This window comes from Phytoactinopolyspora mesophila (genome assembly GCF_010122465.1).
In the GTDB taxonomy this organism is placed as follows: Bacteria; Actinomycetota; Actinomycetes; order Jiangellales; family Jiangellaceae; genus Phytoactinopolyspora; species Phytoactinopolyspora mesophila.
Window position 1 is genome coordinate 1 of sequence record NZ_WLZY01000011.1, and the last position, 20,509, is coordinate 20,509.

Here is a 20,509-nt window from a genome sequence, read left to right on the forward strand (position 1 = left end):
GCATCCCAGAGGTGCCCTTCCGGGTTGAGGTGTGTGGAACCGTCGCAAGTCCCAGACTCCCAGCCCGTAAGGGCATCCTCGCGTTACGCCACGCTCACCCCACCACTCTCATCGGTGGATCGAGGCTAAGCCGGAGGCCTCGGCGGTTGTCTGCTGGAACTCGGTGAACAGCACATTCGAGGCGGTTGCGGATCCGGTGACGAACGTCCCCAGCACTCCGACGGCGGGCGCCAGGAGCGGCCACCACGCACCCGTGCCGGCCGCCGCCTGCGCCAGTTCGCCCGTCATGCCGGATTGCGACATCGTGAACGCGATGGTGACCATGGCCACCAGAGCCACAACCACCCATTTCAACTGGGCCGTAGCGATGAGGAACGCGCGCCGGACCTCCGGAAGAGCAGTGCGCTGGGCAAGTGCGCCGACGACGAATGCCAGGGTAAGCAGCACGGCCGGGTGATAGAGCGGACGAACGCTCCCGGAGAAGTCTCCGAGCATCTGCCAGCGCAGTTCGACATCGAACAAGGCATCGCGCACCGGCGGCACCAAACGGGTGACCAGCACGAGGCCCACCAGCGCCAGATATGGCGCTCCCGCACGCAGCATGCTCATCGGAGCATCGTCGAGCCCCTGGGCGTGACTGCTTGATGTGCTGGGTGAGCCGACGGGGGTGCGACGGCGGATCGCGACGACCAAGACGACGAATCCGATCGCCCCGAGCAGCGCCCCACCCAGGGTGGGCAGCTCAGGGCCGACAAAGCGTGCGATCAGCCCGTACGGCACGAAGAACAGCACGGCCGCCGCGGCACCCCATAGCCATGGCGGCGACGCTGTGGGCACGGCGCGGTCGATGATCACCACGAGGACGGCGACGAGGACGGCTCCGAGGATCACGTGATACGGCGCGGTGGCCCGGGCAAGTTCCAGGCCGGTCAGATCGACGATGGCGACCTGGGCGAGCACAGGTGTCCCGACCGCCCCGAACGACACGCCTACGGCGTGCCCGACCATCGCGGCACACACAGCCGCGACCGGCCGGAATCCGGCGGCTACCAGGAACGGAGCGGCGAGCGCGACCGGCGTCCCGAAGCCGGCCGCGCCTTCGAGGAACAGGGTGAAGAACCAGGCGATCAGCAAGGCGGCGACGCGTGGATCGGGCGTGATCCGGGCGAGGCCGGAACGCAGCCGATCCGTGGCGCCCGTGCGTTGCTGCAGGTGATGAATGCCGAGTGCGGGCCCGATGATGGCGACGACCGTCAACGCGACGAACCCGGCCTCCGCCAGCACACCCATGATCCCTGCGGGAACCGTATAGGCGGTGTTGGATCCGCCGAAGCCGAACGCGGCCACGGCAAGAATCAGGGTGCCGATCGCGGCGACGACACCCGCGTGGGCCGCCGACCAGCCCAGTGCCAGCATCAGGACCAGCACGGCCAGAATCGGCAGCGCCGCGAGCAACGCCTGCACGGCTACCCGCGGGCGTCGGCGGTGACGTGATGAACCGCTTCTTCGCCACGCTCGAAACCGGTGAGATTGCCGATGGTGGTGGACGCGATGTTCCGGAGCGCTTCTTCGGTGAAAAAGGCCTGGTGGCCGGTGATCAACACGTTCGGGAACGTGAGTAGCCGGGAGAACACGTCGTCGTTGAGCAGCTTGTCGGACAGATCCTCGAAGAACAGGTCGGCTTCCTCTTCATACACGTCTAGGCCGAGGTAGCCGATCTTGCCGTTCTTGAGGCCGCCGATGACGGCGGTGGTGTCGACGAGTGCCCCGCGACTGGTATTGATCAGCATCACGCCGGTTCGCATCCGGGCGATGCGATCAGCGTCTATCAGATGATGCGTCTCCGGGGTGAGGGGGCAATGCAACGTGATGATGTGCGACTCGGCCAGCAGCACGTCGAGTGGGACGTATTCCGCCCCTGCCTGGCGGGCGTCGTCGCTGGGGTACGGGTCGGTGGCCAGGATCCGGCAGCCGAAGCCGGCCATGATCCGGGCGAAGCGCACCCCGATCTGGCCGGTGCCGATGATGCCGATCGTCTTGCCGTGCAGATCGAATCCCAGCAGGCCGGTGAGCGCGAAGTTGTTCTCGCGCACCCGGTTGTGTGCGCGGTGGATCTTCCGATTGAGGGCCAGGATCAGCCCCGCGCAGTGCTCGGCAACCGCGTGTGGAGAGTATCCGGGAACCCGTGCGACGGTGATGTCGAGGCGAGCCGCGGTGGCCAGGTCGACGTGGTTGAAGCCGGCGGAGCGAAGCGCCACCATCCGCACACCGCCCTTCGCGAGGACGGAGAGCACGTCGCCGCTGAGGTCGTCGTTGACGAATGCGCAGACCGCATCGCAGCCGGCTGCAAGCGAGGCTGTGTCGAAGGAGAGCCGTGGCTCCAGGAAGACCAGCTCATGACCTGCGGACTTGTTCGCTTCTCGAAGGAACTGCTCGTCATAGGGCTTCGTGCTGAATACGGCCACCCGCAACGACCTCACCTCCGTCTCCGAGATTACTGATCGCTCGCCGATCGACGACAGATGCGACTGGCCTGTCTCAAAGGACCAACGACTCTGGCCCGGACTGACTGCCCCGGTTCTCGTGGTGCGGGCAGGCAGCTCTCATCAACCTCGTACGTGGAGGCACCCAAAGGCCGGTGTGCTGGCAGAATCAAGACGGTGCAGATCTGGTTGCTGGGGCCGCTGGAGGTTCGTGCCGCCGATGGCGCGGAGCTTCCGGTACTTGGTACTCGCCTGCGTGCCCTCGTGATCACGTTGGCTCTAGAGCCTGGCCGTATCGTGTCCATGGAAACACTGGTGGACGCGATCTGGGGCGATGAACCGCCGGCCGGAGCCGTAAACGCGCTGCAAGCGCTGGTCTCGAGACTTCGGCGCGCGTTGCCGGGTATCGCGATCGAGGCGCATTCGGTCGGCTACCGGCTCGCAGTCGAACCAGACGCGGTGGACGTGACCAGTTTCGAGCGTCTAGTGCGGGCCGGGCGATCGGCCCTGCCCGATGACCCGGCGACCGCAGCACGGCTTTTTCGAGAAGCGCTCGGATTGTGGCGAGGCCCTGCCCTGCAGGATGTGGCGGGGACGGAGTACTTCCGCGCCCAAGTGGCGCACCTGTCCGAATTGCGGCTCACCGCGCTCGAGGCTCGGGCGGAAGCGGAGCTTCGCCTGGGTCTCGGGGCCGGGCTGACGAGCGAGCTGACCGCCTTGGTGGCCGAGTATCCGCTCCGGGAACGGCTGGTTGCGATGTTGATGCGGGCGCTGTGCGTGGCCGGCCGCTCCGCGGAGGCGCTGGCGGTATACGAGCGGGCCCGTGAGGCATTGGCGACCGAACTCGGAGCCGACCCGTCGCCGGAGCTGTCGGCACTGCACACCGCGGTGTTGCGAGGTGAGGTGGGCGGGACGGTTACGCCGGTGCCCGAGGACAGCGCAGTCGCCGCGACTGGGACGAAAGGTGTCGAGAGGGGGCCCGACGAGAAGGGTGCCGACCCGCCCGCGCGGACCAACCTGCGGGCCGGACTGACCAGCTTCGTCGGTCGTGACGGCGACGTCCTCGAGGTTCGCAAGCTGGTTGAGGACTACCGGCTCACGACACTCACCGGACCAGGTGGGTCGGGGAAAACTCGGATATCCATCGAGGTGGGACGTTCGTTGCTGGATCAGGTTCCGGACGGCGTCTGGATCGTGGAGCTGGCATCGATCACCGACGGTGCTGATGTGCCGCAGGCGGTTCTGACCGCGATGGGGTTGCGAGAGCAGGCGCTGATCGGCTGGACACAGACAGACAACCCGAAAGAGCGGCTGGCGGCCGCATTGAGTACTCGCGGTTCGCTGCTGATCCTGGACAACTGCGAGCACCTCATCGGCGAGGTCACGGACCTGACCGAGCAGTTGCTGGGCGAATGCCCGCAGCTGCGGATCCTGGCCACGAGTCGCGAGCCGCTAGGGATCATCGGTGAGGCCATCTGGCCGGTGGAACCGCTGGCGTTGCCCCCAGACGGGGCTGACTTCGCGGAAGCGACCTCGTATGACGCGGTTCGGTTGCTGACCGATCGTGCTCGCGCGGCCCGGCCCGGGTTCACCGTAGACGAGCGTACGGGGCCGGCACTGGTGCGGTTGTGCCGCGCGCTGGACGGCATGCCGCTGGCCATCGAACTGGCCGCGGCGCGGCTGCGCACCATGACCGCCGAGCAGCTGGCGGCGCGGCTCGACGATCGGTTCCGGCTGCTCACAGGCGGCGGCCGAAGGGCAATGCCCCGGCAGCAGACCCTGCGCGGTGTGGTCGACTGGAGCTGGGAGCTGCTCGACCAACGGGAGCGGGCGTTGTTGCGGCGCCTGTCCGTGTTCTCTGGAGGGGCGACCGCCGAATCCGCCGAGGGAGTGTGCGCTGACAGCCTGGTTCCTGCAGCGCAGGTCTTCGATTTGCTCAGCGCCTTGGCCGACAAATCCTTGCTGGTGTATGAGGAGGAGGAACCGCCACGTTTCCGGATGCTGGAAACCATCAAGGCGTACGGCATGCAGCGCCTTGAGGAGGCAGGGGAGCGAGAACGGTACCGCCAAGCTCACGCCGGCTACTTCGCGGAGCTGGTCGAGACCGCCGACCCGCATTTGCGCCGGGCCGACCAGCTTCGCTGGCTCGCCCGGCTGCGTAGCGAACACGACAACATCACGGCAGCCTTGAGGGGTGCGATATCTGCCGGCGACGCGCAGACAGCGGTACGGCTGGCGGCGGGCAGCGCCTGGTATTGGTGGCTGACGGGTAACCGTGCGACCAGCTCTGAGCTGACCGTGGGAGCCTTGGCGACACCGGGTCCGGTCGACGACGAGTCACTGGTGACGGCATACGCGGCGGCAGCGCTCAACGCGATGGCCGGGCTCGGCGACCAGCATCAGGCGACCGAGTGGCTCGAACGGATCGGGCAGCTCACCCGCCAGCACGGCGCTCATCACCCGCTCGTGCGGTTTGTCCAACTGATGAGCTTGCGCGGGGATGACCAAGCGTCAGACACGGACGCCGAGGGTACGCCGGAGCTTCGCGCCGACGACGATCCCTGGGTCCAGGCCATGGTTCAGCTCAGCGTTGAGAAGATGGTTCTCGCTGGTCACCGGCATGCCGAGGCGGAGGCGGCGGTGTCGTCGGCCCTCGGGGCATTACGTGAGCTCGGTGAGCGCTGGGGTATCTCGTTCGCGCTGACCGCATTGGCCGATCTGATCGTCCGGCGCGACCTGGCCGCGGCACATGGATGCTACGAGGAGGCGATCGCCGTGCTCACCGAGGTCGGCGTGGTCGAGGACATACCGTATCTTCGCAGCAAGCTGGCCCAATTGCGGTGGCTGCTGGGTGACCCGGCGGGCTGCGCCGCGGCGATGGCCGATGCCGAGCGAGATGCGCAGAATGTGGGGTCTCCCGACTCTCGCGCGATGGTGGCCTACTACAAGGCCGAGCTCGCCCGCTGGTCGGGCGATGCGAGTGAGGCTCGCATCCATCTGGCTCGGTACCAGGAGATCGCACGACACCTCAGTGTCGCGTCGGCGATTCAGGCCATGGTGTTCTCCACCCGAGGCTACGTTGACACGATGGACAACCACCTGGACGGCGCTCGCGCGCATCATGCAGAGGCACTCGCTTCAGCAATGGATTCGGGCGATGTGTACGTGGTTGGTCAGATACTCGTCGGGGTTGCGGACCTGGCGTTACACCAGGAGCGCCCGCGCGAGGCGGCTCGGTTGCTCGCGGCGAGTGACGCGATCCGTGGGATGCCTGACGTCTCGCTGCCGGACGTGGCGCGGGTAGAGGGTGCGGCCCGAGCAGCCCTAGGAGACGACGAGTTCGCCGATGCGAGCCGGCGCGGCCGGAACGCCACCGTGGCGACGGCACCAGAGGTCGCCGCCGCCACGCTGAACACTGGACGCTAGGAGCGGTTCCGGGCGTCCTTCTTACCGATTGGTCTCACCTCGACGGGTCGCGGTTGAACAGGCGCCGGGCCCACAGGAAGCACACCGCGGTGATTCCGACGCACCAGACGACCGAAATCCAGGCGTTGTTGCCGATCGGCATGTCGAAGAACAGCCCTCGCAGCGTCTCGATGACGGGAGTGAACGGCTGGTGCTCGGCGAACCATTCGAGCCACGCCGGCATCGAATCCGTCGGGACGAAGCCGCTGCCCAGGAACGGCAGCAGGAGGAGTGGCATCGGGAGGTTGCTGGCGGATTCGACGTTCTGGGCCGCCAGACCGAGCCCTACGGACAGCCAGGTGACAGCCAGGACCAGCAGCGTGAGCAGGCCGGCGATGGCGAGCCACTCAGGCAGGCCGGCGGTGGGCCGGAAGCCCACGAGCAGGGCGATGCCGATGACGACGGCCATACCCAGCAGCGTCTGGATCGCGCTGCCGACGACGTGTCCGGTCAGCATCGACGGCCGGAAGATCGACATGGTGCGGAACCGGGCGATGATGCCTTCATTCATATCCGTGGCTACGGACACCGCCGTTGCCGTGGCCGAGCCGACGACGGCGAGCAGGATGATGCCAGGAGTGACGTAGTTGACGTAGGCATCGCGGCCGCCGGACGGACCGCCGAGCCCGTCGCCGAGGGTGCCACCGAAGACGTAGACGAACAGCAGAAGAAAGACCACCGGTAGGCCGATGAGGATGAGTGTCATCGACGGATAACGCAGCATGTGCTTGAGCTTGCGGCGCAGCATGGTCGCGGTGTCGCCGACGGCGTGAGTGGTGGTGCTCATCGTCCGGTCTCCTTCTCTGCGCGCGGCTGACCGGTGAGGGCCAGGAACACGTCGTCGAGGTCGGGTGTGTGAATCGACAGCGAATCGACCTCCAGTGATTCGCGGTCGAGCCAGTCGAGCAGCTTCTTCAGTGACTCGATATCGCCGTCGCTGGGGATCTGCAGTTCGAGGGTGTCGTCGTCGCGGACGACGTCGCCGAAGACACGGGCGGCCGTCTCCAGCTGGTCGGGGTCGTTGAACCGCAGGCTGATGTGACCGCCGGCGACGAGGCGCTTCAGTTCCTCGGCGGTTCCCTCGGCCACCAGCTTGCCGTGGTCGAGCACCGCGATCCGGTCGGCCAGCTGGTCGGCTTCCTCGAGATACTGCGTGGTCAGGAAGATCGTGACGCCGTCGGCGACGAGGCCGCGGATGATCTGCCACATGGCACGGCGGCTGCGCGGGTCGAGGCCGGTGGTGGGTTCGTCGAGGAAGATGACGCGTGGATCGCCGACCAGCGTCATCGCCAGGTCCAAACGACGGCGCATGCCGCCGGAGTAGGTGCCCGCCGGCTTCTTGGCCGCTTCGACCAGGTCGAACTGTTCGAGCAGTTCTGCCGTGCGCCGTCGCCCCTCCTTCCGGCCGAGGTGGTGCAGGTCAGCCATCAGCAGGAGGTTTTCCTCGCCGGTGAACAGGTGGTCCACGGCGGAAAACTGCCCGGTGACGCCGATGACGGCGCGCACGGCGTCGGGATCCGAGGTCAGGTCGTGCCCGGCCACGCGGACGTCGCCGGCATCCGTGTTGATCAACGTGGACAGGATCTGCACCGTGGTGGTCTTGCCGGCGCCATTGGGGCCGAGGAGCGAGAAGATCGTTCCTTGGGCGACGTGCAGGTCGATGCCGTCGAGCACCGTCTTGTCTCCGAACGACTTTCGCAGCCCGGTCGCGGCTATTGCGTAGGCCATCGTGATGGCTCCCTTCGTGTGTCTGTCACGAAGACCATCTCGGCCGGTGCTGACGCCGGATTGAGGGCGCGCTGATATGGCACTGATACGCGAATCGGCACCCCGGTCGAGGGGAGACATCGAACGCCGCGTCAACAAGGAACCTTGTCAACGCGGCGTGAGAAACGGTCAGGTCAGCGGAACAGGTGTACGTGATCGTTTGCCCATTGGGCGAATGAAGTCGCCGGCCGGGCCATGACATCTTCGAATGTCGGTGAAACCGGTTGTGGTGTCTTCGCCAGGTCGGCGTAGCCGTCCACATACCACTGGGCGTACTCACCCATGGCGGGCGTGAGCTCTTCGACAGCTTCTTCGTGGCTGATCTCGACGAAGGGGATTTCGCGACCGAGGGCCTGGCCGATGCGGTGGACCTTCTGCCGGAGGGTCAGGGTCTCGGGACCGGTGAGCAGGTAGGACTGGCCGGCGTGGCCGTCTCCGAGCAGGGATTCCGCGGCGATTGCGGCCACGTCGGACATGGCGATCATCGCGTTGGCTGCCTCACCGTAGGCATCGCGGACTACGCCGGTGTTGCGGATCTGATCGGCCCAGATCTCGCTGTTCTCCATGAACTCGCCGGGCCACAGGTGAGTCCATTCGGCCCCGGACTCCTCGACACCCGATGCCACCGAATGCCACCAGCTCTCCTCGGGGCCGGAGAGGTCGACGATGTGCCGTACTCCGCTTTGCGCGGCGAGTGTGGCGGCTTCCTTGGCGGTTTCCGGGACCGGCGCCAGGTACATGCGGTCGACGTCCTTCAGCGCTTCGGGCAATGTCTGAGGGTCCCCGACATAACCCACAGCCACCTCGACACTGGGCGGGAGTGCCGCCTTGGACGGGTTGGTGGTGAGGGCGCGGACATCATCCGCCCCCGCGGCCAGGAGGTGGTCTACGACGAGCCGGCCGATGCTGCCTGTTGCTCCAGTGACAAGAATCTTCATCTATTCAGCGTACAATGTACGCGTCGATGCGTACAAGGTACGCATCGACGTGGCTGCGGAGTCGTCGAGGTGGAGGGGCCGGCTGGCCCGGGAGTGTTCCACGTGGAACCTTCACGACGTTTGCGCCGGTGACAGCCGCGGTTCGCGGACCCTGTCGGTGTCGGGAGATAACCTCGGCACGTGACGGAGGATGTGGCTACTCAGCGGATGCATGCGGTGGGATTGGCAGGGGGCCCCTGGGAGAGTGCCGAAGATGTCGTTCGCAGGCTCAGTGTCGTTCAATCCCAGGATCTCGGGCCGGCGATGTGGTCGGTCGGGCAGCGATTGGCTGACGCCTCCGAGGACGCCATCGCGGCCGCGCTGGCCGACGGGTCCATCGTGCGTACACACGTTCTCCGGCCCACCTGGCATTTTGTCCTGCCGGAAGATATTCGCTGGCTGCTCGACCTCACCGCACCCCGGGTCCACGCCTTCAACGCGTACTACTACCGCACCCACGAGCTCGACCGTCCCTTACTGGACCGGTGCGCGGACCTCATCGGCACCCACCTGAGCGGCGGCAATGCCTTGACTCGAAGAGAAGTGGCGACCGTCCTCGAACATGCGGGGGTGCCAGCCAGCAGCCTCCGCCTGGGGCTGATTCTCATGTATGCCGAACTGCAACAGATCATCTGCAACGGCCCTCGCCGGGGCAAACAGTCCACATACGCGCTGTTCGACGAGCGCGTGCCAGCTGCCCGTAGGCTCGACCACGACGAAGCACTCGCCGAACTAACCCGGCGCTACTTCACCAGCCACGGACCGGCTACTGCGAAGGATTTCCAGTGGTGGTCGAGTCTCACCATGGCCGACATCAGCAAGGGCCTCGACGTCGTCGCCGGTGGTCTCGAGAGCCGCCACATCGGCGGTCGCACCTACTACTGGGCTCCGTCCGCCCAACCGGTCCCCGGCCCGGCTCCGCACGTTGCCCAGCTGCTGCAGCCTTACGACGAGTATGTCGTCGCCTACACCGAGAGCAAGGTCGTTCTCGATCGCGCCGGACTCGACGCCAGCAAGCGTCCGGAGCGGGGCGCGTACAACGGCATCATCCTGCTCGGAACGCAGATGGTCGGCAACTGGAAACGGGCCGTCAAACGTCACGAAATCACGGTCGACGTGCAGCTCTACCGTCCGTTGGACGCCACGGAGACGGAGTCGTTGCATGTTGCTGCCCACGCTCATGCTGCCTTCCTCGGCAAGGCTGCCGCCAGCGTGAATCCGCCCCAGCAGCTCTGACTCTGCCGGGGCGGATCCGCCGCGCGTGCTTGTCCGCCGCGGACACTCGGACCTGGACGAAGGTCGTGGCCGGGGTCAGTACCATTCGTCGTCGATGGGCAGCCAGCTCTGGAAGTCGAGGTCATCCAGGGTGTTGACCTGGAGCCCGTCGTTCCAGAGCGTGTAGAGCGAGTCGCCGATCACCAGCGAACGCGTGATGGTCGTCCAGTGATACTCGGGGTTCAACTCCGGTCCGCCATGGGTGATGATTCCCTGTTCGGTGAGGGAATCCTCGTCGACGACGAGTACCAGCGCGCCCGATTCCGGCGCGGCGTCGAACGCGTCGTCGCTGTCGGCTTCCACGATTCCCATCCCGGCCACCGGAACCACCAGCTGACCGGTCTCCGGCCAGAACAGGAAGGCGTGCGGGTTGGTCTCTGCGTCGCTCCACGCGCCCTCGAGCACATGCCCGTCGAGTTTCCGCGGACTGGTGCGCTGGCTCACGTCGAAGAGAGAGACCTGCGACCCGATCATGTTGCCGGTCTCGGTTGCCTCCTGACCAACACCCACCAGCCGGCCGTCGCCCACGCCATGCAGGTAGGACGAGTACCCGGTGATCTTCAGTTCGCCGTCGACGGACGGTGCCGCGGGGTCGGACAGGTCGAGCACGTACAGAGGGTCGACTTCGCGGAAGGTCACCACATACCCCATGTCGCCGAAGTAGCGCACGGCGTAGATACGTTCACCCTTGCCGAGCCCGCCCACGTGTCCGAGCTGTTTCAGCTCGCCGTCGCGCAAGGCAAGGGTGATCAGGTGGCTTTCGCTGGAGCTGGCGTCGTTGGCCTCGGTGGTCGTGGCCACCCGAAGCACGCCGTCGTACTCGGACATCGCGTAGCGGCCGATGATCTGACCGTCCACCTCTCCCGAGGCGAGGTACTCGGCGGCGGCGTCGCCGCGGATGTCGAACGCGTGGATCCCGGTGCTGCGCACCCCGTGCGACGGAGCGAATGCCATGTCGACAGCGGCATCCGCCGTGTCCGTGGCCGGCGTGTCGTTGTACTCACCCCAGACGGGCGTGGCCACATAGAGCTGGTCGGTGCTGGCGTAAACGGTGTCGCCGTCGGTCAGCACCCCGACCGCGTCCCCGGCTGACAACCCGTCCATGTCGAGCGTCAGGACACTGATCGTGGACAGTCCCCCGAACTCGGTCGGCCGGTTGAGCCGGTCGCAGTCCACCAGTTGTCCGCTCGTTTCCGGGCCGTCCGCCGTGACGAGGTTGTACGCCGGCAGCCAGTCCTCGATGCTCGACTCGTCGACTGCCTTGCGCATGTGTTCGAGGAGCTCATCGGGGCTCTCGGCGTTGTCGATCACCGGGAAACGCAGCGTCGGCGGGGAGCTGACGACCACCCGGACCGTGTCTCCGATGAGCCGGGCGTCCAGATAGTCGCCGTCTACACGAAGCGACGACTCGATGACCGGATTCGACGGATCGCGCAGGTCGATGAGATGCATCGTCGTCGTCATCGAATCCCACCACGACGGGTAAGAGTCGAAGGTTTCGTAGTGGACCGTGGAGTGCTCGCGAACGAAGACCAGCGCGCGATCTCCGGAGAGGAACAGCGACGACTCTGCCCAGCCCTTGCTCAGGCTCAGTTCACCCACCTCGGACGGCTCCGAGCCCGTGACGTCCACGATCCGAAGTGTGGGGCCAGTAGCAGTCACGATGAGCCGGCCGTCGGTTTTCACGATGTCTGGCTCATCCACCCCCGCCTCCTGCACGTTGGTGGTGGAGTACGAGCTCGCGCCGTCGCTCGTCCCGGCAGACGTGTCGTCTGCCGCCGAGGCCTCCTCGGCGAACTCGAGGATGTCGCCTGGATATCCGACGTTGAGCCCCCACGGGCTGACCCGCTCCCGAGCCTCTTCTTTGAGATGGCTGAGCACCTCGGAACAGCTGCCGAACGAGACGAGGCCGGTGGCCGCGGCCTCATTGGCGGGAAGGACGCTGACGACGCCCAACGTACCTACGGCGATCCCACACCCGAGAACAAAACCCAATCGCTTCTGCATGCAACTTCGACGCCGCCGGGTGCCGGCCGGTTCCCACGGCAGGGCCGTGCCCTGCGAATTCGCGGCTCAGTGTGGCAGCGTGGGACTGGGCCGCATGGCAACGGTGTAGCGGACCGGGATGACCATATGCAGTGTTCCGTCAGCGGTGCGCATACTTTCGAGCACTGCTGTTGCCTCGTTTCGCGCGGTCTCGAGCTCGTCAGCCGGGATGGCGTCCCAGAATGCGATGGCGCCGTGTGAACGACTCCATCGCAGCCACTGCTCGGGGTCGTCGTAGACGATGTCGTAGGTGATGGTCTCGTGCTCGATGCTGGCGAAACCGGCGGACTCGAGCAGCTCGGAGATCGTGTCGTCGGACTTGAACGTTCCTCCCGACGGCGTGAGCTTGGGCATACTCCCTTCTGGGATGTGGCTGAACAGTGCTCGGTGGACGGGCGCCCAGTCTGGGTTGTCCGGACCCCAGGACGAGAAAGCGAGAACTCCGCCGGGCTTCAGACGCCGGTGATACTGGGTCACGGCCTGTGCTGGGTCGGGCAGGAAGAACAGAACCTGAGCTGCCAGAATGCGATCCCACCCGGCAGGATCAGCGGGCGGGTCCTCGGCATCACCCTGTTTGGCCTCGGCATGCGTCCAACCTCGCTCGGCAATGGCTTGTTCAACGCGTTCCACCATGCCGGCTGCCAGATCGATGCCCAGGACTCTGCCAGTGTTGCCAACGGCCTCAGCCGCGGGCAGCAGGGCCGCGCCGGTCCCACACCCGACGTCCAAGACGCGCATGCCGGGCTCGACCATCGCCTTTTCCACGAGCGTGCGTCCGAACAGGGCGAAGAACTCGGGCCCGACCTGTTCGTATTCGGCCGACGCGGCGTGGAAAGCGTCCGCTACGACGGTCTTGGTGTCCGGCTCGGACATGGGGCAACCTCTCGATAGTGCTGTTCGCTTGGAGATCGGCCTCGGCCAGGCCACTCGTAACAGTTGAGCTGGCAACGATACGGCCGTTCACGATAATGATAACCGCTACTGTCGCGTCGCCCGTCCGGCGCCGACCGTGGGGTGCCGTACGGCGTGAGCGTCAGTGAACCGCTGTGATCACCAGTTTCGGGACGGGCGGAGACCGCTGTTGATTCAACTCGTTCGCAATGGGTAATGCCATCTCGTGACCGTTTTGTTTGGATTGCCGGAACACACAGTGGAGGCGGCATCATGATCGTGCTAGGCGTAATACTGCTGGTCATAGGATTGGTGGCGAATATCGGCCTGCTCGTCACCATTGGCGTGATCCTCGCCGCGATCGGAGCCCTGCTCTTTGTCCTCGGAGCAGTCGGCCGCCCGGTGGGTGGTCGGAAGTTCTATTGGTAGCTGGCTGAGCACAGGTTGAATCCATCAGTAGATGGATCCTCTCTCATCAGTGCGGGATCGGTGTGGCCCTGGCTGCGCCGATCCCGCGCCCTTGGCGCGCATGATCAGGTTGCAAGATGGGGTCATGAATGTCGGAGACGAAGTACCGGATTTCGAACTTCCCGACCAGAAGGGTGAGACGCGGCGACTGAGCACCATGCTGGAGACGGGGCCAGTGGTGCTGTTCTTCTACCCAGCCGCAATGACCAAGGGATGCACCGCCGAGGTGCGTCACTTCCGTGATCTCATGGGTGAGTTCCGCGAGGTAGGTGCCCAGCCTGTTGGTGTGAGTGCCGACGAGGTGGACCGCCAGGCTGAGTTCGCGGCGCAGAACGACGTTCCGTACCCGCTGTTGAGCGACCCTGAGCGCATACTGGCGAAACAGTTCAGCGTGCAGCGACGACTGGGAATGGCGCCGCTCAAGCGGCACACCTTCGTCATCGGGACCAACCGCCGGGTCCTCGAGGTCATCCGCAGCGAGCTGAACATGGAAGCTCACGCCGACCGCGCTCTCGAAGTGCTGCGCACCACGTAACCGCCGACGATCACCGGGAAAGGCGGGGCACGATACGGCCGGCGACGACGATTCCCGCCGCGGCGAGACTGCTGGACAGAGCGAAGCCGGCCAGGTACGGCCAGGTGTTCGAGTAGGTCAGCAGCGCAGCGAACACCGTGCCGCTCAGGGCCAGGGCGAGAGTGGTGAACAGGGCGTCGGCAATCTGCATGGACGAGGAGTTGCGGCCTTGCTCCTCCGGCGTGGAAAGGGAGAGAACCAGCACGGACAGCGTCGGATACACCAACCCCATGCCGAGTCCGCCGAAGGCCCACAGGGCGATGCCCAGTGGGATGGGCACGGCGGCCACCACCAGCAGACCTGTACCGAATATTCCTACGGTCAGCAGCGTCATACCGATCCGGAGCCGCTGCCGCCGGTCGGGCAAGAAGCCGCGTCCTTGCAGCCACGAGGCGAACGACCACGTCACCGCGCTGATGGTGAGAACCAAACCGGCCAGCGCCGGGGAAAGTCCATGCTCCCGGACCAGGAGCAGCGGAATGAACACCTCGGCGCCGAGAAAGGCAGCTGCTGCCAGGCCTCGGAGCATCACGAGCGCGGGCAGGCCATGGGCGGCGCGGAAGGTGCCCGAAGGCAGTAGCCGGGCCACTGACATCGCGACCCCGATGCCGCCGATCCCGAGCAGAAGTGCGGCGACGACGATGGACGACTGGCCGGCCATGTGCAGGGTGCATGCGCTGAGGCCGGCCACTGTGGCCCAGGCCAGGCGCCCTGTAAGCAGGGCCGAGCGCAAGCTGCCTGATCCTCCTCCATCGAGCTGCCGGAGGCCGGGCCGCAACGACATTGTCGCCAGGGGCACGAGTCCGGCCACGCTGAGAAAGACCCACCGCCAGCCGATGTGTTCAACGATGAGCCCGCTGATCGTCGGCCCGATGAGCGCGGGAAGCACCCAGGCGGCGGCGAACGCGGCGAAGATCCGCGGGCGCAGGTGCTCCGGATACACACGCGCGACGAGCACGTAGAGGGCCACGAGCATCTGGCCGGAGCCGAGACCTTGGATGCCGCGTCCCACGGCGACCATGGCCATGGACGGTGCCAGCCCGGCGATCACGATCCCAGCGGCGAACAACGCCGAGCCTGCCAGGAGCGGTCGAGCCGGTCCGCGAGCATCTGTCCAGCCACCGGAGAAGGCCATCCCGATCAAGGAGGTGGCCAGTGGTGCTCCGAACGCAAGGCCATACAGGTTGAGACCACCGATCGCTTCCGCGACGGCCGGCATCGCCGTGGTGACCGCGAGCGACTGGTACGCCATCAGGGTGACCAGCGACACCGCTCCGACAGTGACCGCGGCATGCGCGCGATCGAAGATGCGTTCCGGTCCCGATGCGGGTTGTGCGGGTTCTACGACCGTTCGCGCGGGCCGGTCCGTCGTCGTCATCGGCCAGACACTAGGACCTCAACTTAACTTGAGGTCAAGGGGTGTGCTCAGGCGAGCAGCGCGGCGATGATCAGGATCGAGATGCCGGAGAGGAGAGTGGTGACGAAGATCGCGTCGCGCGCCAGGGCTACTCCGGTCTGGTAACGGACCGCGTACACGTACACGTTCTGGGCGCTGGGCAGCGCTGCGGCTATGGTCACGGCCAGCAGCCAGATGTCGTCGAGCCCGAGCAGGAACCGACCGACCAAGAACGCGACCACCGGCTGGACCACCAGCTTGAGAACGCTGATGAGCGCGACGTCCCGTGCCGAGCCGCCTGCCCCCGGCCGGGGAGCGCCGTGCAGTGAAGCGCCATACACGATCAGCGCCGCCGGAATTGCCAACCCGGCGACCAGTTCGGTGGGACGTTCGATGACGACCGGCAGCTCAGCGCCGACGGCCGACACCGCGATGCCCAGGAACGACGCGATGGTCACCGGATTGCGAAAGGGCAATGCCAGCACCGATCTCCACGTGGGCCGGCGTCCGGATTGGACGGTGTCGAGTACTGCGAACGAGATCGGCGCCATGACGACGAGCTGGAGCAGCATCACCGGTGCCACATACGAGCCGTCACCGAGCACATAGACCGCGATCGGGATGCCCAGATTGCCGGCGTTCACGTACGAGCTGGCCAGCGCTCCAACAGCGAGGGGCCCGGTAGGCCTGCGCCACAGAAACCGGGCGAGGAGAACGTACCCCGACGCCGCGATCACCACGCCAGATCCGATCGCCAGCAGAGCCGACGAGAAGAGCGTCGTCACATCGGCGGTCGAGAGGGTGACGAACAACAGCGCCGGGATGCCGACGGTGAAGACCACCCGGGACAGGACCACCTGGGCTTCCGTGTCGAGGACGCGCACACGCCCGAGGACGTAACCCAGAGCGATGACGATGGCGATGACGCCGAAACCCTCGAAGACGCCCTGCACCGTGTCCTTCTCTGCGTTTGCCTGCGGCCGCCCTGCTGGCGGCTGGCCATGTCACCAGCGTCAGCAGTCTATGGCGGCCGCGGGTCAGAAGGGTCAGCTGGGGCCGGGCCACCGCCAATCGCGCACCTCGGGGATGTCGGTGCCGTGTTCACGGGTGTAGTCACGGGCCCGCAACCGGGCGTCGACCATCTGCTGCCGTACTCCCGCGGCATTTCGGCCGAGCCGGGGCACCCGGTCGATGACATCGATCACCAGGTGATAGCGGTCCAGATCGTTCAGCATCACCATGTCGAACGGGGTGGTGGTTGTGCCCTCTTCCTTGTAGCCGCGGACATGCAGGTTGCCGTGGTTCGTGCGGCGATATGTCAGCCGGTGGATGAGCCACGGATAGCCGTGATACGCGAAGATGATCGGCCGGTCAGGGGTAAACAGGGCGTCGAACTCGGCGTCGGGCAGTCCGTGCGGGTGTTCACGGGCATCCTGCAGCCGCATCAGGTCGACGACGTTCACTACGCGGATCTTCAAGTCCGGGAAGTGTTCGCGGAGCAAGTCCACGGCGGCGAGAGTCTCGATGGTGGGCACGTCGCCCGCGCTGGCGAGAACGACGTCAGGATCAACGTTGCCTCCGCCGGTGCTGGCCCATTCCCAGATGCCGATGCCGCGTGTGCAATGGGCGACCGCCTCATCCATGGTCAACCATTGGGCCTGCTCTTGTTTGCCGGCGACGACGACGTTGACCAGATCATGACTACGCAGGCATTGGTCGTAGGTCGCCAGCAGGGTGTTCGCGTCCGGTGGCAGATAGACCCGGATGACGTCGGCCTTCTTGTTGACGACGTGGTCGATGAAACCGGGATCCTGGTGCGTGAAGCCGTTGTGATCCTGCCGCCACACGTGGGACGAAAGCAGGTAGTTGAGCGAAGGGATCGGCGCTCGCCATGGCAGTTGCCGGGTGACCTTCAGCCACTTGGCGTGCTGATTGAACATGGCATCGACGATGTGGATGAACGCCTCGTAGCTGTTGAAGATGCCGTGCCGGCCCGTCAGCACGTACCCCTCGAGCCAGCCCTGACACTGATGCTCCGACAGCATCTCGGTGACCCGGCCGGTGCGGGACAGATGCTGATCGGTGGGGAGTATCTCGGCGTTCCACGTCTTCCCGCCGGTCTCGACCGCACCGTTGAGCCGGTTGGAGAGCGTCTCGTCGGGTCCGAAGACGCGGAAGTTGTCCGGGTTCGCTTCGACGACCGCGCCGAGCCAGTCGCCGAGCACTCGGGTTGCCTCGGCATTGACGGCGCCAGGAGCGGGTACGTCGACCGCGTGGTGGCGGAAGTCGCCGAGTCTCAGGTCCCGGCTGAGCAGTCCGCCGTTGGCGTGCGGGTTGGCACTCATGCGCCGCTGCCCCGCGGGATTGAGCTGCGCCACGTCGGCACTGAGCATGCCCTGCTCGTCGAACAGCTCTTCCGGCCGGTAGGACCGCATCCATGCCTCGAGCATGTGCCGGTACTCTTCGTTGTCCCGGACACCGGACATCGGCACCTGATGGGAGCGCCAGCTATTGGCTACCGGCTGGCCGTCGACCTCTTGTGGCCCGGTCCACCCTTTTGGTGTCCGGAAGACGATGGCGGGCCACTGCACGGCGGTTGTGCTGCCCTTGCGGGCGTCTTCCTGAATCCCGGCGATCTCGTCCAGCACGGTGTCGAGCATTGTGGCGAAGCGCCGGTGGATGTCGGCCGGCTTCTCGTCATCGAATCCGGCTTCGAACCAGTACGGCTTGTGACCGTAGCCCTTGAGCAGCGACTTCAGCTCGTCCTGCGGAATGCGGTCGAAAAGCGTCGGGTTGGCGATCTTGTAGCCGTTGAGGTGCAGGATCGGTAGGACGGCACCGTCCTGAGCGGGATTGATGAACTTGTTGCTGTGCCACGACGTCGCCAGCGGCCCGGTCTCGGCTTCGCCGTCGCCGATGACGGCCGCGACGACCAGTCCAGGATTGTCGAAGGCGGCGCCGTAGGCGTGGGACAGCGCGTACCCGAGCTCGCCTCCTTCATGGATGGAGCCCGGTGTCTCAGGTGCAACGTGGCTGGGCACGCCGCCGGGGTAGGAGAACTGGTGGAACAGCGCGCGCAGCCCGTCCGCGTCGGGACCCACGTGAGAGTAGACCTCGCTATAGGTGCCCTCCAGCCACGACGCCGCGACGAGCGCGGGCCCGCCGTGACCGGGCCCACAGATGTAGATCATGTCGGCGTCGCGTTCGATGATGGTCCGGTTCAGGTGGGCGTAGAGAAAACTCAGCCCTGGGCAGGTGCCCCAATGGCCAAGGAGCCGCGGCTTGATGTGTTCGACCTCGAGGGGCTCCCGGAGCAGCGGATTGTCCAGCAGATAGATCTGCCCGACCGACAGATAGTTGGCCGCCCGCCACCAGGCGTCGATCCGTGCCAATGTGTCGTCATCGGGGGACCGGTTCTTGGATGCGTTCTTCCTCAGCATCGATCGAGGCTCCTTAGCGCTGTTGTGTGATCTCTACACAGCCTTGTATCGCCGCTTCCCACCGTCTACCCCCAAAGGTCCCTTCTTAGTCGGGTACCTTGGCGTGCCGATTCGGTCCTTAACGGACATATGTTTGTGTGTGCGCGTGCTTGTTAGGCAACCGATGCGGTTCCGGCATGGTGAGAACCCGGGCCGTATGACAAGCTGCGCTCATGAAGCGAACACGGACGCTGCGAGCGATCGGTGCGGCAGGCCTGGTGCTGGCGCTGACCGGTTGTATCAAGATGGATATGGACCTGACAGTCAACGCTGACGACACCGTCGACGGCACGATGATCTTCGGGTTCAACAAAGAGATGTCCGACATGATGGGCGAAGAAGCCGACATGTTCGACGGCATGATGGACGAGCTTCTCGATATGGATCTCGGGGAGGACGCACCCGACGACGTCACTGTCGAGCCCTATGACGATGGCACCTTCATCGGCCAGGAGATGACCTTCCAGGGAGTGGCGCTCGACGAGTTCGGCGGCGACGACGCCACGTCCGAGTTGCGTCTGACCCGCGAGGGCGACGAGTTCGTCTTCGAGGGCGACATGGATATGTCGGACACCGGAGAGATGGGTGACATTCCGCCGGGCATGCTCGAAGGCATGATGGAGTTCGACATGCGCGTGAGCATCACGTTCCCGGGTGAGGTGCTCGAGCACAACGGCGACTTGAGTGGCACCACCGTCACGTGGGTGCCCGAGATGGGTGAGACCAACGACATGTACGCCCGGGCCAGCGAGTCTGGTGGTGGCGGCGGCATGCCGGTCTGGTTGTGGATCGTGATCGGCGTAGTTGTGGTGGCCGGGCTGGTGGCCTTGCTCTTCCTGTTCTCGCGCGGCAAAACTGAGCCGGCGGTAGCGGGTGACGCGCCGGCACCGCCCCCGTCGCCGGAGGGTGCTGGTCCGGTACCGCCCGCCCCCGGTGGAGCGGGTGCCGCGGCGGCCGCCGCTCCACCGGCCGCGCCGGTCGGGGAGCCAGCGGTCGACGAAGCGCCGGCTCCGCAGGCAGCCGAGCCCGTGGACGAGCCTCCGGCCCCAGCCGACGACGTGCCGTTGGCCGCGCCCGGGCCCGACCCGTCGGCGGCGCGGGAACCTGAGGCCGCACCGGCGCCGGATGCTGAGCCGGAGGGCTCGGCCGAACCGGCCCCGGACGCAGACGAGGCCGCCGGCACCGGCGAGCAGGAGGAAGATCGCTAGGGACGCGGACCGGAAGTCCATACGGGCTCTCCGTGGCCCCTGCTGAGGATCGATGGACTCTCCAGTCAGATCGCCGCAGCCGTAGGTCCTGATCGGGTGTCGTTCGCCCACCTTGCCGGTGGGTGAGCGGCACCCGATTCTTTTGTTGAGCGGCGGTGCTGTTCGGCGGTCCTCTGTCGCTGCCGACGCCTGGCACCGGTGGGGTCACACGACGATCTTCACGGCAGATGTGTCACGCGTCGTGTGAGTCCCAGGCGGATCTGAGCGGCGCTCCTTGCCACGACCGCTCGCACAACCTGCCGAACCGTCCTCTGGGCCGGAGTCAATCACACGGCTGTTCACACACGTAGGCGCGCGATGCCGCCGTACCGGAGGTATGCCGACTTTGAGGTCAGCACGAACTCGAAGTCTGTCGGCCGCACGACGGACGTCCAGTGTCGAGCACCAGCCCGAGTCCGCATCGCCTACCAGGGAATCCAG

At 66.0% G+C, this 20,509-nt stretch carries 15 protein-coding genes; 5 read left to right on the forward strand and 10 right to left on the reverse strand.

Features of this window, described 5'->3' with window-relative positions; translation table 11 throughout:
• Nucleotides 1–108: 108 nt before the first annotated feature.
• Together F7O44_RS24625 and F7O44_RS24630 are read right to left on the reverse strand one after the other, a co-directional pair.
• On the reverse strand, nt 109–1,464 hold the full coding sequence (locus F7O44_RS24625) for an L-lactate permease (protein ID WP_343073917.1): 1,356 nt from the start codon (nt 1,462–1,464) through the stop codon (nt 109–111).
• Nucleotides 1,465–1,466: 2 nt separating this feature from the next.
• The gene (locus F7O44_RS24630) at nt 1,467–2,471 is read right to left on the reverse strand and encodes a 2-hydroxyacid dehydrogenase (RefSeq protein ID WP_162453115.1); all 1,005 of its coding nucleotides are present in this window, start codon (nt 2,469–2,471) and stop codon (nt 1,467–1,469) included.
• A 189-nt stretch (nt 2,472–2,660) separates the two neighbouring features.
• Here F7O44_RS24630 and F7O44_RS24635 point away from each other — a divergent pair, with 189 nt between their 5' ends.
• Nucleotides 2,661–5,909: a BTAD domain-containing putative transcriptional regulator gene (locus tag F7O44_RS24635; RefSeq protein ID WP_162452978.1), complete on the forward strand. Its 3,249-nt coding sequence runs from the start codon at nt 2,661–2,663 to the stop codon at nt 5,907–5,909.
• Nucleotides 5,910–5,943: 34 nt separating this feature from the next.
• On the opposite strand, the gene F7O44_RS24640 is transcribed toward F7O44_RS24635, so the two are convergent.
• The 3 genes from F7O44_RS24640 to F7O44_RS24650 form a co-directional block, all read right to left on the reverse strand.
• Complete coding sequence (locus F7O44_RS24640; protein ID WP_162452979.1) at nt 5,944–6,735, reverse strand: ABC transporter permease; 792 nt, start codon at nt 6,733–6,735, stop codon at nt 5,944–5,946.
• Entirely contained in the window at nt 6,732–7,676 is a 945-nt protein-coding gene (locus tag F7O44_RS24645; RefSeq protein WP_162452980.1) for an ATP-binding cassette domain-containing protein, read from the reverse strand. Before F7O44_RS24645 ends, F7O44_RS24640 begins: the two co-directional genes overlap by 4 nt.
• A 173-nt stretch (nt 7,677–7,849) precedes the next feature.
• Nucleotides 7,850–8,653: an NAD(P)H-binding protein gene (locus tag F7O44_RS24650; protein ID WP_162452981.1), complete on the reverse strand. Its 804-nt coding sequence runs from the start codon at nt 8,651–8,653 to the stop codon at nt 7,850–7,852.
• Nucleotides 8,654–8,833: 180 nt separating this feature from the next.
• Between F7O44_RS24650 and F7O44_RS24655 the strand changes: the two genes are divergently transcribed.
• Nucleotides 8,834–9,928, forward strand: coding sequence for a DNA glycosylase AlkZ-like family protein (locus F7O44_RS24655; RefSeq protein ID WP_162452982.1), 1,095 nt, complete (start codon nt 8,834–8,836; stop codon nt 9,926–9,928).
• Nucleotides 9,929–10,003: 75 nt separating this feature from the next.
• Here F7O44_RS24655 and F7O44_RS24660 read toward each other — a convergent pair whose 3' ends face one another.
• Nucleotides 10,004–11,974 (reverse strand): beta-propeller domain-containing protein, encoded by a 1,971-nt coding sequence (locus F7O44_RS24660; protein ID WP_162452983.1) that lies wholly within the window; start codon nt 11,972–11,974, stop codon nt 10,004–10,006.
• A gap of 66 nt (nt 11,975–12,040) precedes the next feature.
• Nucleotides 12,041–12,886, reverse strand: coding sequence for a class I SAM-dependent methyltransferase (locus F7O44_RS24665; protein WP_162452984.1), 846 nt, complete (start codon nt 12,884–12,886; stop codon nt 12,041–12,043).
• A gap of 291 nt (nt 12,887–13,177) precedes the next feature.
• On the opposite strand from F7O44_RS24665, the gene F7O44_RS29385 reads away from it, so the two are divergent.
• Nucleotides 13,178–13,333 carry a DUF6131 family protein gene (locus F7O44_RS29385; RefSeq protein ID WP_174255982.1) on the forward strand — a complete coding sequence of 52 codons (156 nt, stop codon included), beginning with the start codon at nt 13,178–13,180 and terminating at the stop codon, nt 13,331–13,333.
• A 124-nt stretch (nt 13,334–13,457) separates the two neighbouring features.
• Nucleotides 13,458–13,907: a peroxiredoxin gene (locus F7O44_RS24670; protein ID WP_162452985.1), complete on the forward strand. Its 450-nt coding sequence runs from the start codon at nt 13,458–13,460 to the stop codon at nt 13,905–13,907.
• A gap of 10 nt (nt 13,908–13,917) precedes the next feature.
• Here F7O44_RS24670 and F7O44_RS24675 read toward each other — a convergent pair whose 3' ends face one another.
• From F7O44_RS24675 to F7O44_RS24685, 3 genes are all read right to left on the reverse strand, one after another.
• Complete coding sequence (locus F7O44_RS24675) at nt 13,918–15,324, reverse strand: MFS transporter (protein ID WP_162452986.1); 1,407 nt, start codon at nt 15,322–15,324, stop codon at nt 13,918–13,920.
• Nucleotides 15,325–15,371: 47 nt separating this feature from the next.
• Nucleotides 15,372–16,295, reverse strand: a complete 924-nt coding sequence (locus tag F7O44_RS32095) for an AEC family transporter (RefSeq protein WP_162452987.1) — start codon at nt 16,293–16,295, stop codon at nt 15,372–15,374.
• Between the two features lie 93 nt (nt 16,296–16,388).
• Nucleotides 16,389–18,782: a phosphoketolase family protein gene (locus F7O44_RS24685; protein WP_162452988.1), complete on the reverse strand. Its 2,394-nt coding sequence runs from the start codon at nt 18,780–18,782 to the stop codon at nt 16,389–16,391.
• A gap of 212 nt (nt 18,783–18,994) precedes the next feature.
• Here F7O44_RS24685 and F7O44_RS24690 point away from each other — a divergent pair, with 212 nt between their 5' ends.
• The gene (locus F7O44_RS24690; RefSeq protein ID WP_162452989.1) at nt 18,995–20,029 is read left to right on the forward strand and encodes an LppM family (lipo)protein; all 1,035 of its coding nucleotides are present in this window, start codon (nt 18,995–18,997) and stop codon (nt 20,027–20,029) included.
• The last annotated feature ends 480 nt before the right edge of the window (nt 20,030–20,509 follow it).